A 13262-nucleotide genomic window follows, 5' to 3' on the forward strand; every position below is an offset into this window, starting at 1 on the left:
CAATCCGCGGTCACGACCTGGACGAAGCCAAGGCGAACGAAGCCAAGCGTGCGGCCGAAGAGGCGCTGCAGAACCAGAGCAGCGACCTGGACCTGGCCCGTGCGCAAGGTGAACTGGCCGTGGCCGCTGCGCAGTTGGCAGCGATCGCGCGCCTGCGTCGCAAGCGCTAAGCTGGTTTGTGTCGGTCCGCTTGGCGGTCCGGCACGACCCAAAGAAAAAGCAGCCCGAAAGGGCTGCTTTTTTTATTGCCTGCTGCTGCCGTGATCAGCGGTGCTCGCCTTCGCGCTGCGGTTCGTTGTGGCCGCCTTGCGGGTGCGGTTGTGCTGGTGCCGGCGCGGCCTCATGGTGCTCCACGTGCGGCTGCGGCGGTTGAGGCTGGGGCTGCGGCGGCCGCACCTCCGGACGCGGCTGCGGTTGTGGTTGCGGCTGCGGGGCGCGCATCTCCACCGGATGCGGTTGCGGTGCCGGGCGCGGGGCCTCGAAGTGCGGCTCGGGCTGACGCGGTGCGGCGGCCGGTGCCGGGCGCGGCTCCGGACGAGCCTGTACGGGCGGCTCGTTGCGCGCGCGCTCCTGCGGCGCCGGCGGGTTCGGCCGGATCACCTCGGGATTGTGCTGCGGTTGCTGTGCCTGCATGGCCGGCTGCGGGATTGGGCGGCGCTCTTCGTGCGGGGTGCCACCGGGCATGCCTTCACGCGGCTGCGGTTGCGGCTGCGGACGCGTCGTCATGCCGGCGGGCGCCTGCGGCGGCGTATGCGCAGCCTGAGCGGGCGCATTCGGCATGGCCGGGCGCTCCTCGCCGCGACGTTCCGGTTGCGGCTGCGGTAGCGGTCGCGTGCTCGCGCCCGGCGCAGTCGGCGCCATCAGCGCTTGCGGCGCCGGCACTGCGCCGTGCGGAGCTTGCATACCGCCCGGCGCGGCCGGATTGTTGGCGCCGCGCGCGCCATTCGGCTCATTGCCCAGACGTGCCGGGGCTTCAGCCCGCGGCATGTTGGCGGGCGCGGTGTGCGTCAGCCGCAAGCCAGCCGCTTGTACGCCGGCAGGCATCGGCTGGGCACCCGCGTTGGCCGGACCCGTCGGACCACCCGCGCCCGCCGGACCGCGCACCGGCGCCATGCGTGCGGCGGCGTTGCCACCCGTCCAGGCCGGGCCGGCGCTGGCCAGCGATCCACCTTGCGAATGGAAGCGCTGAGCCAGTGCGTCGTGGTTGGCGGCGGGCTCGGCCGGGGCACGCACCGCCACCGCCTGCCGGGTGAAGACCTGCGCCGGCGGCAGCGGATGCGGACCACTCGCGGCCGCCGCCCCTACCAGGCTCGCCTTGACCGGTGCCAATGCCGGCGTCGACACGATCTGCGCATGCGCCATCTGCGCGCGCACCTGTTCGGGCCGCAGCGTCGTCATCGCCCGGGCCACGGGTTGGCCGCTGACGAAGGTCTTGGCCGGCACCGCCGTCAGCGCGGCCGGGTTGTTGGCGTTGATGTACGTGACGCGGTTCACGTTGGTGATGTTGGTCACGTTGTTGTTGATGATGGTCTTGTTGACCGTGACGTTGTTCACCACCACCGTGCGGTTGATGTTGGTCACGTACGTCGGGCTGGCCGCGTAGACCGGGCGATAGGCCTCGCCCGGGGCGAGCGGGAACCACGCCACGCCCGGCGAGCCGATCGAGATGTTGATACCCCAGCTCACGCCGCCACCACCGCCACCACCCACGAAGCCGACCAGCGCCGGCGCATACACTGGGCGCGGCATCACCGGCCCCGGCACCCAGCACCACGTGGTGCCGACATACGCCCAGCGGCCATAGTGGAATGGCGCGAAGCCCCACGGCTCATCGTCGACCCAGGTCCAGCCCCACGGCGCGACCCAGGCCCAGTGGCCGGTGCGGTACGGCGCCCAGCCGACCGGCACCGCGCGCGGCACCCACACCGCGCCGTAGCCGTCTTCCTCGCGCCACGAGCCGTTGTCGTCGAGCGCCTCATAGCCGGTCATCTCACGGCCGACGTAGCGGGCGGAGACGGAGGCGTCCTCACGCGCGTCGCGGGCTTCGGCCCAGCGGTCGAAGCTGTCGCGATCCGGGTTGTCGATACCGCCGGCCTCGCCGAGGTCGGTGCCATCGAAGCGGATCTGCTGGCCGGCGGAGAGCGGCACGGAGCGGTCGTCGCCGTAGGCGGTGCCGTTGCCGCGCCACACCGTGACGGTGGTGCTGGAGCCGTCCGGCGCCACGTCGAGGCGGTACTCGCCCGGGGCCTGCGGCGTGAAGGCCAGGTTGGGCGTGTCGATCTCGACCACCTGATCCGGCGGCAGCGCACGCACACGCACCGACAATGCGCCTTGCGTCAGCTTGACTTGCGTGGTGCGGTCATCCAGGTCGACCAGGCTGGCGCCGGTGTTCTGGCCCAGGCGCAGCGCGGTCGAGCCGACGTGCAGCTCGGAGCGGCTGCCCTGGTCGGACCACAGGCGGTCGCCCGAGGTGAAGGGGCGGTTGAGCGTGGCGCCGGCCCAGTCGTCGGAGCCGGCGGGCGCGAAGCTTACCGCTCCGGAGAAGTCCGACAGCCGCGCCACGCGCGAGGCCGGATCCGCGGCCAGCGCAGCCTTGGCGCCGCACACCAGCAGCAGGGCGGCAAGACTGGCGGCGCGCAGCGCTTGCGGCAACCGATGGCCGGAGAGCCGGCCAGGAAAGCGGGAGGCATTGGACATGGTGAGCCCTCGTTTTTGTATTGCGACATGTGTCGCGTGGATGCCTCTATTAAACGCAGCGGATGGCGCCCGGTAGACGCGGCATTGTAAGAGCGTGTATCGCGCGGATACACGGAGGAGGGGGGACGGGAGGGCGCAGCAGGAGGGGCGTCCGCCACCGATGCGACGGACGAAAAAAAGCGCGCGGGCCGGGGAGCGCCGCGCGGACGGGAAATCCCTTCGAGGGGTCAATTCGAAAGGGAGGGGTAACCTGTGCAGCGGGGGCGTGAGTGTGGCGCGACGGTGACTTGCGTCACCTGAGCGACGTCAGCCGGCACACACAATTGGACACAAACACCCCAGGTGCCCGGGCATTCTGGAAGACAAGGTCGACCCCAGGCGTAACAAAATGTGTCGGAATGCAATCGAATGCAAGCGCTGTAATACGCCGTATTGCGTGATGCAAAAAGCGCTTTAGAGCGCTATTCGGGGAACGTCTGCGCCGCGTGCGCAGTCCCACCGACTTGTCGCGAAGGTGGGCGCCGCCAGCCAGCAGGCGGGTTGGCGCGCCTTCGCCTAGTCTGGGTGATTGGCTTGAGAGGAGAGGCGCATGCGTGTGCATGCTGGGCGCCAGCGGGCGCAACTGTCGGCACGGGTCGGCGTTTTTGTTACCTTGATGACCAGTCTGTGCGATGCCGGCGCCGCGCACGCCGCCGCCGAGGCGGCGTCCGCGCCACCCGCGACACCGGCAAGTGCGCCCGCCGCCGCCGTACCCGCCACGCCCTCGGCCTCCGCGCCGACCGCTGCCCCGGCAAAACCCCGCGAGCCACGCGAACGCCACGCCGGCGAGTTCTGGCAGGGGGTGGTCGGCGCGGGCGCCGATACCCCGGGCTGGAACGTCTGGCTCAGCATCTACGAGCCCGGCCCGAGCGCGCAGGCGCAGGACAAGGACCCCATCGCCGACACCCTCACCGGCGAGGCCTACGACGACCGCCCGCAAGGCCGCACCCTGTGGAGCATCGAAGGCCGCAACGCGCCCGAGCACCGCTTCGTGTGGCGCGAGCGTGCCGATAGCGTCGACGCCAACGGCCTGCCCGTCACGCGCGAGGGCGGCACGCTCACCGGCGCCGTCTCGTCCGACGGCACCACCGCCAACGGCACCTGGAGCGATGGCGGCCGCAGCCAGCCCTTCACGCTCAAGCGCGTGGCGCGCTACCGCGAGGAGAGTGGCCCCGCCGGCCAGGCCAAGCTGACCGAGCGCTACCCCGTCACCGGCGATGCGGGCGTCGATGCGCTGGTGCAATCGCTGCGCATCGGCCGCTGCGATCCATACGACATCGAATGCGTGATCCGCATCAGCGCCGTCAGCCTGGGCGAGACCGTGAGCCTGCTGCGCATGGTGTGGGCCTATAGCGGCGGCGCGCACGGCAACTACGGCTTCACCGCCGGCAACTGGCGGCGCGGCGCACAGGGCTTCCAGCCCATCACGCTGGCCGATGTGCTCAACCCGAGCCCCGCGTGCCTGCAGAACTTGAACACCCAACTGGTCGACGCGCTCAAGCGCGAAGGCGCGCCCGATGCCGCGCGTGGCGCCCTGAAAGAGAAGGACCTGCGTAGCATCACGTTTCCGTTTACGCTGCAAGGAGACCGCATCGTTGTGCACTATGGTCCGTATGAAGTCGGGCCGTTTTCGTCGGGCGCGTTCCATGCCGCGGTGCGCATCGACGATCTGGGCAACGCGTGCTGGCGTCCGTCCACCTGATACCCATGCCATCCATGTCCGCCAATCCTTCCTACGTCGACGAACAGGCCACCATGCGCCGGCTGCTTTCGGCCAAGACGATTGCCGTGGTGGGCCTGTCGCCGCGGCCCACGCGGCCGAGCTACGACGTGGCGCGCTACCTGCAGCAGGCCGGCTATCGCATCGTGCCGGTCAACCCGCAGCACGCCGGTGAAGACGTGCTCGGCGAGCCCTGCTATGCGACGCTCGCCGAGGCCGCGACCACGCTGGCTGCCGCCGGCCAGCGCATCGACCTGGTCGACATCTTCCGCCGTGCTGAACACGTGCTGCCGGTGGTGCAGGAAGCAATTGCCGTGGGCGTGGGCGGCATCTGGGTGCAGCTCGGCATCGTCAACGATGAGGCGATGGCGGTGGCGCGCGCGGCGGGCATTCCGGCGGTGCAGGACCGCTGTACCAAGATCGAACACTGGCGGCTGGGGCTCGGCCAGCACGGCTGACCCAGCGTCCGCTCGATCGCGCGCGGACCCGCGCGCTACACTTCGATGGTCATCGAAATTTGCCCGGCGTTACGCGCCGCCCCCTATGGCCGTCGATCCGCAGATTCTCCAGTTCTTCCAACGCCTTGCCGCGCAGTTCGGCGCCTTGCCGCTGCCCGAAGATGCGCCGGCGCAGCGCGCGCGCTTTGAAGCGGTCGCCAGCGTGTCTGCCCAGCCCGATCCGGATGGCATCGACGTCTCCGACCTGACGCTGCCGTTGCCCGGCCGCACGTTGGACGCGGTGATGTTCCGCCCGCAGGGTGTGCCGCGCCCGCGTCTGCTGGTGTGGTTCCATGGCGGCGGCTGGGTGGTCGGCGCACCGCGCACCACGCATCGCCTGCTGTGTGCCCTGTTGGCGGCCGACACGGGCTGCGCGGTCATCAGCGTGGACTATCGCCTCGCGCCCGAGCATCCGTTTCCCGCCCCCGCCGACGATGCGCGCGATGCGCTCGCCTACCTGGCCGAGCAGCGCCTGCGCCTGTCGCTCGACCCGAACTTCCTGGCCGTGGGCGGCGACAGCGCGGGCGGGCACTTGGCCGCGCAGGCCATGCAGGCCGTGCACGATACGGTGCGGCCCGGTCTCGTTACGGCGCAGCTGCTGGTGTATCCCGTCAGCACCCCGGCCTTCGGTAGCGAGAGCTACAACGCCTTCGCCCAAGGCCCCGGCCTCACGCGTGACGAGATGCGCTGGTACTGGGAGCAATTCATCGGCGCCAGGGCGCTCGACACGCCGCTGGCCGAACAGAACCCGCGCCTCTTCCTGATGGCGCAGCCGCCCGCACACACGCCGCCCGATACCGTGGTGATCGTGGCCGCGCACGATGTGCTGCGCGACGATGGCCTCGCCTATGCCGACTACCTTGTGCAGCACGGCGCGCAAGTCGTCACCATCGAGGCCTCGGGCATGACGCATGGCTTCGCACGCATGCAGCCTGAAGCGGAGCGCGCACGCGAATGGATGCGCCGAGCGGCGCATGCCTTCATTGGGTTGATTGGAGAGGGAACCGACTGAGCGGCGCTCAGCGTGGCGGTGTGCGCCGCATGCGGTATGCGGCCATCACGCGGCGCGCGACCAGCAGCGCCAGGTAGTCATGGATGCGCGCATCGGCGCTCAGCGTGTGCAGCGTTTCCAGATACGTCTGTCGGACCTGCTCGGCAGGCGCGCCCGTGTCGTGCGCAATCTTTTCGATCTGCTCGTTCTGGTCAACTGGGCCCATGACAACCTTCCTGTCCTTGCTGTGGCAGTGACACGCGGTGGTAATGAATGCGCGGCGAGTGACCACTATAGGCCAGCGAGCCGAACAGTCCAGCCGTGTTTCAGAAGACTGTGCTGTGCGTCAAAACGGTGCAGCCGCCGGTGCATTGCCTGCACCGGCAAGGGGTGATTCGCCCCTTATTTGTTGCCCCAATTGGCGGGCATGCTCTGCAGGCCGATGGTCGCGCCCGCGGTGTCGGTAATGCGCGCCAGCTCGCGATAGGCAATCGCCTGCACGCGCTCGGGCAGCGGCACGAACTTGGCACGGGCGGCCAGCTCGTCGCCGTGGAAGTAGCCCCACGTGAGGAACTTCAACGCCTCCAGCGTGCGCGGGCCGCTGTGCGCCACCACCGGCACGATGATGAAGGTGCCCATGGTGATCGGCCACGTCTGCTCGCCCGGCTGGTTGACCAGCGGCGCGGTGAAGTCGCCCTTGCGGTTCCACGCGCTCTGCACCACCGCCTCGCGGAAGCCGCTCACCTGCGCGCTGACGAAGTGGCCCGCCGCATTGCGCAGCTGCACCGCGTTCAGCTCGTTGTCGAGAATGTAGTTGTAGTCGACATAGCCGATCGCGCCGGGCGTGGCCTGCACCGCCTTCACCACATCGCCGCTGCCCTTGGCGCCAAGGTAGTCCGCCGGCCACGCGATGGTCGACTTGGTGCCGTAGGTGGCTTTCCAGTCTGCGCTGACGGCGCTCAGGTAATCGGTGAAGTGATACGTCGTGCCCGAGCCGTCGGCGCGCACCACCAGGCGGATCTTCAGCTTGGGCAACGCCACGCCGGGGTTCAGCGCGCGCAGCTCCGGCGCATCCCAGCTGTCGATCTTGGCGAGGAAGATGCGTGCCAGCACATCGCCCGTGAGCTTCAGCTGGCCACGCGGCACGCCCGGCACGTTGATGAAGGGCACCGCGCCCGTCACCACCGACGGCACGCACACGAGGCCGGCCTTGGCCGCGTCGGCGGAGGAGAGCGGCACGTCCGACGCGCCAAAGTCCACCGACCCCGCGCGGATGCGCTTCAGGCCTTCGCCCGAGCCTACCGCGTCGTACTTGAGCGCCGCGCCCGAGGTGGCGGTGTAGCCCGCCGACCAGACGCGATAGACCGGCGCAGCGGCGGTCGAACCGGCGCCGAGGATATCCGCGCGGGCGAGGGTGGGCAGGCCCGAGGCGACCAGCGCCAGGGCGACAACGGCGTGCTTGAACATGGAAAACGTGTGGGGTGCGGGTGGAGCGAAGCTCGCGATTGTAGCGGGCGGGGTGTGACAACCGATGGAGAATGCGTGAATTGGCCGCCCCCACAGAAGAGGGGGGTGTTGTAAGGCGTTCCGCAAACGTTAGGCGGGGTTGGGGGTTAGATCGTCACTTTTGAGATTCGGGTTGCCGGGGGCGATTTCGTCTTGGGGTCTGTTGGCCGCGACGGCGTTGTCGACGGCAGTGAGGCTCAGACCATGGCATGCAAGGGTGGTCATCACGACAAGACCAACAAGACCATCCTGACGCTTTCCCCCGAAGACGGGCGGGGAAGCCCTGAATGCACATCATCGAGGCTGCCGATGCGGGTTCTTGAGTCCGCCCCATATTTTCAATATATTGGAAATATGGAAGAGAACGATGCCATCCGCTCCCTCGCCGCGCTCGCGCACACCCTGCGACTGCGCGTGTTCCGCATGCTCGTGGTCGCCGGACCAGCGGGGCTGACGCCGGGCGTCATCGCCGAGCAGCTTGACGTGCCCGGCGCCACCTTGTCGTTTCATTTGAAGGAACTGATGAACGCGCAACTGGTGACCCAGGAGCGCGACGGCCGCAGCCTGATCTATCGGGCGGCGTTTGACCAGATGGACACGCTGCTCGGCTTCCTGACCGAAAACTGCTGCCAGGGCGAGCCGTGCCTTGATGCCGCCACCTGCAAATGCTGACGCCCGGCCGCCGATGACCACCAATGTCCTGATCCTCTGTACCCACAACTCCGCGCGCAGCGTGCTGGCCGAGGGGATGCTGAACCATTGGGCACGCAAGCTCGGCCGCGACGTGCGTGCCTACAGCGCCGGCAGCGCACCGAGCGGGCGCCTCAACCCGTTCGCGCTGGAGGCGCTGACCGGCGCTGGCATCGATGTCACCGGCTATCGCAGCAAAAGCTGGGACGAGTTCGTAACCGAGGGCGCGCCGCAGATGCGCGTCGTCATTACCGTGTGCGACAGCGCGGCGGCGGAGACCTGCCCCTACTGGCCCGGTAGCCCGGTCCAGGTGCATTGGGGCTATGCGGACCCGTCCAACGCGCCCGGCGGCGATGCGGGCAAGCGTGAGGCCTTCGAGCTGACGCGCCAAGCCATCGGCTACCGCATGCTGCAACTGCTGGCGCTGCCGCTCGACATGCTGAGCAACGCCGAGCTGCAGGCCGAACTCGAACACATCGCGCAGCGCTGAGCGCCATGAATGATCTACGCAACAAGCTGATCGCCGAGCTGCTGGGCACGGCGCTGTTACTGGCCGTGGTGATCGGCTCGGGCATCATGGCTGAGCGATTGGCGGGCGGCAATCTGGCCGTCGCGCTACTCGCCAATACGGCGGCCACGGTGGGCGGGCTGTATGTGTTGATCGAGATGTTCGGGCCAATTAGCGGGGCGCATTTCAACCCGGCCGTCAGCGCAGTGATGGCGGTGCGTGGTGCGTTGCCAGGGAGCACGCTGGCGCCCTATATCGTTGCGCAGCTCGTGGGCGCGGTGCTCGGTGCGTGGCTGGCGCACGCGATGTTCGACATGACGCTGCTGCAGTTCTCCGCCAAGGTGCGCAGCGGGCCCGGCCAGTGGATCGCCGAGGCAGTCGCGACCGCCGGCCTGCTGCTGGTGATCCTGCGGGCACCGCCGGGCAGGGCATCGGCGATGGTCGCTGCCTACATCGGCGCGGCCTACTGGTTCACGGCGTCGACCTCGTTCGCCAACCCGGCGGCGGCGTTCGGGCGCATGTTCAGCAACAGCTTTGCTGGCATCGCGCCATCGAGCGTGCCGGGCTTCATCGTCGCTGAATGCGTCGGCGCGGCCATCGGGCTAGCGCTGCACGGCGCATTGCAGCCGCGCACCGCGCGTCGTGGCCAGCCCGATGCGGCCGAAACCTCAGGCGACTGAGGTCGCGCCCGCTTACTTCACCAACCCCTCCGCCTTCAACGCCGCCTGCACCTGCGGCCGCGCCGACACGCGCGCCATGTACGCCTGCACGTGCGGATACGCCGTCAGCGGCAGCGCCAGGAAGTTGGCCCAGTTCAGCACGGTAAAGGCATAGGCGTCCGCCACGCTGTAGTCCTCGGCCAGGTACGGCTGCTTGGCCAGGCGGGCATCCATCTCGGCAAAGCGCTTGGCCAGCTTGTCCTTGGCGCCCTGGCGCGTGGCGTCGGGCGTTTCCTTGTACCAGAGCGGGCCGAAACCCTTGTGCAGCTCGGTGCTGACGAAGGTCAGCCATTCGATCACGGCCAGGCGGCGCGCGCTGCCGGCCTTGCCGATCAGCGCCTGGGTCGGGTCGAGGTCGGCCACGTACTGCAGCAACGAGGCGGCTTCGGTGTGGCGCGAGCCGTCGGACAGCTCCAGCAGCGGCACGTAGCCGCGCGGGGAGATCGTGTAGAAGTCGGTGCCGTCGGCGGTCAGGTGCTTGGTCAGGTCCACCGCGGTCAGGTCAAACTGCGCACCCACTTCACGCAGGGCGATATGCACGGCCAGCGAGCAGGCGCCGGCGGAGTAATAGAGCTTCATGGTCGTTCGTTTCTCGATGTTGGGAAGACCGCCGCCACCTTAAGGACAGCAGGCAGCAACGGCGCTGATGACACTGTAGGATTGCGTTCATGCTAACGGAATAAGCGAGCAAGAAAACCATGCTTGCACAAACGCAATACCGCCTGAGCGCCGCCGACCTGGAAGTCGTGCTGGCGATGGTGCGCACCGGCACGCTCGCGGCGGCGGGCGAACGGCTGGGGGTGGATGCCTCGACGGTGTTCCGCTCCGTCCAGCGCATCGAGCGCGGGCTCGGGCAGACGCTGTTCGCGCGTTCGCGCACGGGGTATCTGGCCAACGAGCTGGCACTGTCGCTGGCCGAGCGCGCGGAGCAGGTGGAAGCCGCGCTGGAAGCAGCACGCTCGGCCGCCAATACAGCGCCGGACGAGGTGGCGGGCACCGTGCGCATCACCACCACCGACACCATCCTGATCGGCCTGGTCGCGCCCGCGCTGCAGTCGCTGCAGGCCCAGCACCCGAACCTGAGCTACGACCTGCGCGTCAGCAACGAGCTGGCGAGCCTGACCCGGCGTGATGCCGATATCGCGGTGCGGGCCACGCGGCGCCCGCCGCAGCATCTGGTTGGCAAGCATCTTGGTTCGATCCGCGTGGGGTTGTATGCGGGGCGGGGCAGCGGGTTCGACTATGCCGATGTGGAAGCCGGCCGCGTGCCGTGGCTCGCCATTGACGATGCGATTCCGGACCACCCGTCGGTGGCATGGCGCAAGCGGCATTTCCCCAAGGTCATGCCCACGTACTTCGTCAACAGCCTGCAGATCGTGGCCGAGATGGTGGCGATGGGAATGGGCGTCGCGATCCTGCCTGTGCTGATGGCCCAGGGGCGCAGTGACCTGGTGCCACTACGGGACCTGACGGACGCCAACCAGTCGGAGCTGTGGCTGCTCACGCATCCGGAGTCGCGCCACCTGCGGCGGATTGCGGTGGTGTATGGGCATCTGGCGCAGGTGCTGCGCTTGCCGTGATGCGACGCGTCAGTTGGCGGCGACAGCCGGGGTGACAGTGCGTTCGTCGGCAATGAGCGCGGCGCGGCGGCGCAAATCTTCAGTCGTCTCCCCATTGCCATCCGGCCGCCAGCCCGGCGGGCGGAACAGATAGCCGAACACCTCACGCGCCGAGCGCGCCGTCTTCAGGTCGCGCACCAGCGCGCGCCAGTGGCCGAACTCGATCGTCAGCAGGTTGGTGGTCGTCATCGGGTGCACCAGGCCGTAGCGGCAGGGCAGGTCGCGGCGTTCGGCGGTGTAGGTGCCGAACAGCCGGTCGAACACGATCAGTACGCCGCCATAGTTGCCGTCCAGGTATTCCAGGTTGGCCGCGTGATGCACGCGGTGCGCCGACGGCGTGTTCAGCACCCACTCCAGCGGCCCCAGGCGCGGGATCCAGGTGGCGTGGATCCAGAACTGGTACAGCAGGTTCAGCGACAGCAGCATCAGCACGATGCGCGGCGGCAGCCCCAGCAGCGGCGCCAGCGTAAAGAAAAGCAGCGTGCCGCTCAGCCGGCCCGTCCAGCCAAAGCGATACGCGGCTGACAGGTTGAGCTGGTTGGGCGAATGGTGGATGGCGTGCGTGCACCAGAACCAGCGCACGCGATGCGCGGCGCGGTGGTACCAGTAGTAGCAGAACTCCTGGCCGACAAAGCAGGCAAGCCAGCCGCTCCAGTGGTCCATCGGCACAGTCCACAGGCGGTGCTGATAGATCCAGTCCATGCCTTGTACCCAGAACGCCAGCGGCAACAGCCAGCGCAGCGGGTACTCGCGCACCAAAAAATCGACCAGCGAGATGCCGGTCGCGCGCCAGTCGTAGTTGCGCCAGCCGCGCAAGATGGACAGCACCACCGCCTCGCTCAGCGACGAGACGAGCACCACCACAACGGCGACCTTCAGGATCGTGAACAGCACGGCCATGGCGCGGGGTTCCGGACGGGAATCCCAGGGACGGTACTGCAACGGGTTCGGGCCGGCAATTAGGGCAGACGGGGGCCCGTATTACAGCGTGTCACCTGCCAGGGCAGCGACTGTGCCGGCCCGCCGACCCCACGGACGGGCGGTGTCCCGGCCGCCGTGGTCGCCTCAAGTTCCTGCCGCCGCTGCCGTAGCTTGCAAGGTGGCCCCACCCACCAGCAGCCCGTGGCGGGTGCCGTGCAGTCTCGCGGTACGCAGTCTGATTCATCCCCAAACTTCAAGAAGAATCACGATGTCCTCTCTCCGCACCCGCATCCTCATCATCTCGTCGGCCACCGTGATCGGCGCATTGGCGCTGTCCGGCGCCGCCACCTATTCCATCGTGCGCAGCAACACGATGGAGAGCATCGAGCAGAACCTGGCCGCCGTCGCCAGCGGCAACACGCTGGCCATCAACAAGTGGGTGGAAGCCAAGGCCCAGGCCGTGAAGGCCACCGCCGAGGTGGTCGAGCACGGCGATCCGCAGGGCTTCGGCAAGCACATGGGCAATGCCAACGGCTTCCCCATCATCACCATCGGCTGGCCCGACAAGACCTTCTTCTCGACCAGCCCCAGCACGCCCAAGGACTACGACCCGACGGCGCGCCCCTGGTACAAGTCGGCCATTGCTGCCGGCAAGCTGACCGTCACCAAGCCGTATGGTGACGCGACGACCGGCGTGCAATACGTTTCGTTTGCCGCGCCCATGATGCGCAACGGCGAGGCGGCTGGCGCCGTCAGCGGCGCGGTGCCGCTGGACGGCGTGCGCGAGGTGGTGGCCGCCGTGCACCCGACGCCGTCGAGCCTGGCCTTCGTGGTGGCGAAGGACGGCCAGGTGATCGCCCACCCCGACGCCAAGCTGATGCTCAAGCCGGTGACGGACGTCACCGCCGCCCTCAACGCCGACGCCCTGGCGTCGCTGGCCAAAGCCACCTCGCCGCTGGAAGTCGAGCTGGGCGGCGCGCCCAAGCTGCTCAAGGCGCAGGCCGTGGACGGCACCGACTGGTACCTGGTGATCGCGCTGGACAAGGCCGAGGCCACCGCCGGTTTGCGCAACGTCGTGCGCGCCCTGGGCGTGGCGATGGTGCTGCTCACGCTGGCGGCGGTAGGCATTGCCGCGTTCTTCACCTCGCAGTCGTTCCGCCGCTTGTCGCAGGTGCGCGACGCGATGGACACCATCGGCGCCGGCGGCGGTGACCTCACGCACCGCCTGCCCGTGGTCGGCAACGATGAGGTCGCGCAGATTTCCGCCTCGTTCAACACCTTCATCGACAAGATCGGCGCGGTGCTGCTGGAAGTGCGCGCCAGCGTCGACAGCATGAAGTCCGCCACCGGCGAGA

At 68.6% G+C, this 13262-nt stretch carries 14 protein-coding genes; 9 read left to right on the forward strand and 5 right to left on the reverse strand.

Going from position 1 to position 13262, the window contains the following annotated elements; translation table 11 throughout:
• On the forward strand, positions 1-170 hold a 170-nt coding region (locus QZ609_RS17940; RefSeq protein ID WP_295497648.1), incomplete at its 5' end, for an ATP synthase delta/epsilon chain alpha-helix domain-containing protein.
• 94 nt (positions 171-264) lie between these two features.
• On the opposite strand, the gene QZ609_RS17945 is transcribed toward QZ609_RS17940, so the two are convergent.
• Positions 265-2697 carry a DUF6600 domain-containing protein gene (locus tag QZ609_RS17945; protein ID WP_295497626.1) on the reverse strand — a complete coding sequence of 811 codons (2433 nt, stop codon included), beginning with the start codon at positions 2695-2697 and terminating at the stop codon, positions 265-267.
• Positions 2698-3286: 589 nt separating this feature from the next.
• Between QZ609_RS17945 and QZ609_RS17950 the strand changes: the two genes are divergently transcribed.
• From QZ609_RS17950 to QZ609_RS17960, 3 genes are all read left to right on the forward strand, one after another.
• Positions 3287-4438 (forward strand): RsiV family protein, encoded by a 1152-nt coding sequence (locus QZ609_RS17950; RefSeq protein ID WP_295497628.1) that lies wholly within the window; start codon positions 3287-3289, stop codon positions 4436-4438.
• 14 nt (positions 4439-4452) lie between these two features.
• The gene (locus tag QZ609_RS17955; RefSeq protein ID WP_295497650.1) at positions 4453-4914 is read left to right on the forward strand and encodes a CoA-binding protein; all 462 of its coding nucleotides are present in this window, start codon (positions 4453-4455) and stop codon (positions 4912-4914) included.
• Between the two features lie 85 nt (positions 4915-4999).
• Positions 5000-5965 carry an alpha/beta hydrolase gene (locus QZ609_RS17960; RefSeq protein ID WP_295497630.1) on the forward strand — a complete coding sequence of 322 codons (966 nt, stop codon included), beginning with the start codon at positions 5000-5002 and terminating at the stop codon, positions 5963-5965.
• A gap of 7 nt (positions 5966-5972) precedes the next feature.
• On the opposite strand, the gene QZ609_RS17965 is transcribed toward QZ609_RS17960, so the two are convergent.
• Both QZ609_RS17965 and pstS read right to left on the reverse strand, forming a co-directional pair.
• A complete protein-coding gene (locus tag QZ609_RS17965; RefSeq protein WP_295497632.1) occupies positions 5973-6170 on the reverse strand; it encodes a DUF3562 domain-containing protein in 198 nt (65 codons plus the stop codon).
• A gap of 176 nt (positions 6171-6346) precedes the next feature.
• Complete coding sequence (gene pstS, locus QZ609_RS17970) at positions 6347-7411, reverse strand: phosphate ABC transporter substrate-binding protein PstS (RefSeq protein ID WP_295497634.1); 1065 nt, start codon at positions 7409-7411, stop codon at positions 6347-6349.
• Between the two features lie 393 nt (positions 7412-7804).
• Between pstS and QZ609_RS17975 the strand changes: the two genes are divergently transcribed.
• From QZ609_RS17975 to QZ609_RS17985, 3 genes are read left to right on the forward strand one after another with little or no spacing between them, the layout of a single operon-like run.
• Positions 7805-8122 carry a metalloregulator ArsR/SmtB family transcription factor gene (locus QZ609_RS17975; RefSeq protein ID WP_295497652.1) on the forward strand — a complete coding sequence of 106 codons (318 nt, stop codon included), beginning with the start codon at positions 7805-7807 and terminating at the stop codon, positions 8120-8122.
• Positions 8123-8135: 13 nt separating this feature from the next.
• Positions 8136-8630 carry an arsenate reductase ArsC gene (locus tag QZ609_RS17980; RefSeq protein WP_295497636.1) on the forward strand — a complete coding sequence of 165 codons (495 nt, stop codon included), beginning with the start codon at positions 8136-8138 and terminating at the stop codon, positions 8628-8630.
• 5 nt (positions 8631-8635) lie between these two features.
• The gene (locus QZ609_RS17985; RefSeq protein WP_295497638.1) at positions 8636-9328 is read left to right on the forward strand and encodes an MIP/aquaporin family protein; all 693 of its coding nucleotides are present in this window, start codon (positions 8636-8638) and stop codon (positions 9326-9328) included.
• Between the two features lie 12 nt (positions 9329-9340).
• Here the strand turns inward: QZ609_RS17985 and gstA are convergent, their stop codons facing one another.
• On the reverse strand, positions 9341-9946 hold the full coding sequence (gene gstA / locus QZ609_RS17990) for a glutathione transferase GstA (protein ID WP_295497640.1): 606 nt from the start codon (positions 9944-9946) through the stop codon (positions 9341-9343).
• A 119-nt stretch (positions 9947-10065) separates the two neighbouring features.
• Between gstA and QZ609_RS17995 the strand changes: the two genes are divergently transcribed.
• A complete protein-coding gene (locus QZ609_RS17995) occupies positions 10066-10947 on the forward strand; it encodes a LysR family transcriptional regulator (RefSeq protein ID WP_295497642.1) in 882 nt (293 codons plus the stop codon).
• Between the two features lie 9 nt (positions 10948-10956).
• On the opposite strand, the gene QZ609_RS18000 is transcribed toward QZ609_RS17995, so the two are convergent.
• Positions 10957-11886, reverse strand: coding sequence for a sterol desaturase family protein (locus QZ609_RS18000; protein WP_295497644.1), 930 nt, complete (start codon positions 11884-11886; stop codon positions 10957-10959).
• Positions 11887-12175: 289 nt separating this feature from the next.
• Between QZ609_RS18000 and QZ609_RS18005 the strand changes: the two genes are divergently transcribed.
• Positions 12176-13262 (forward strand): methyl-accepting chemotaxis protein (locus QZ609_RS18005; RefSeq protein ID WP_295497646.1); only part of this gene is annotated, 1087 nt, incomplete at its 3' end.

This window comes from uncultured Ralstonia sp., assembly GCA_913056305.1.
Classification (GTDB): Bacteria; Pseudomonadota; Gammaproteobacteria; order Burkholderiales; family Burkholderiaceae; genus Ralstonia.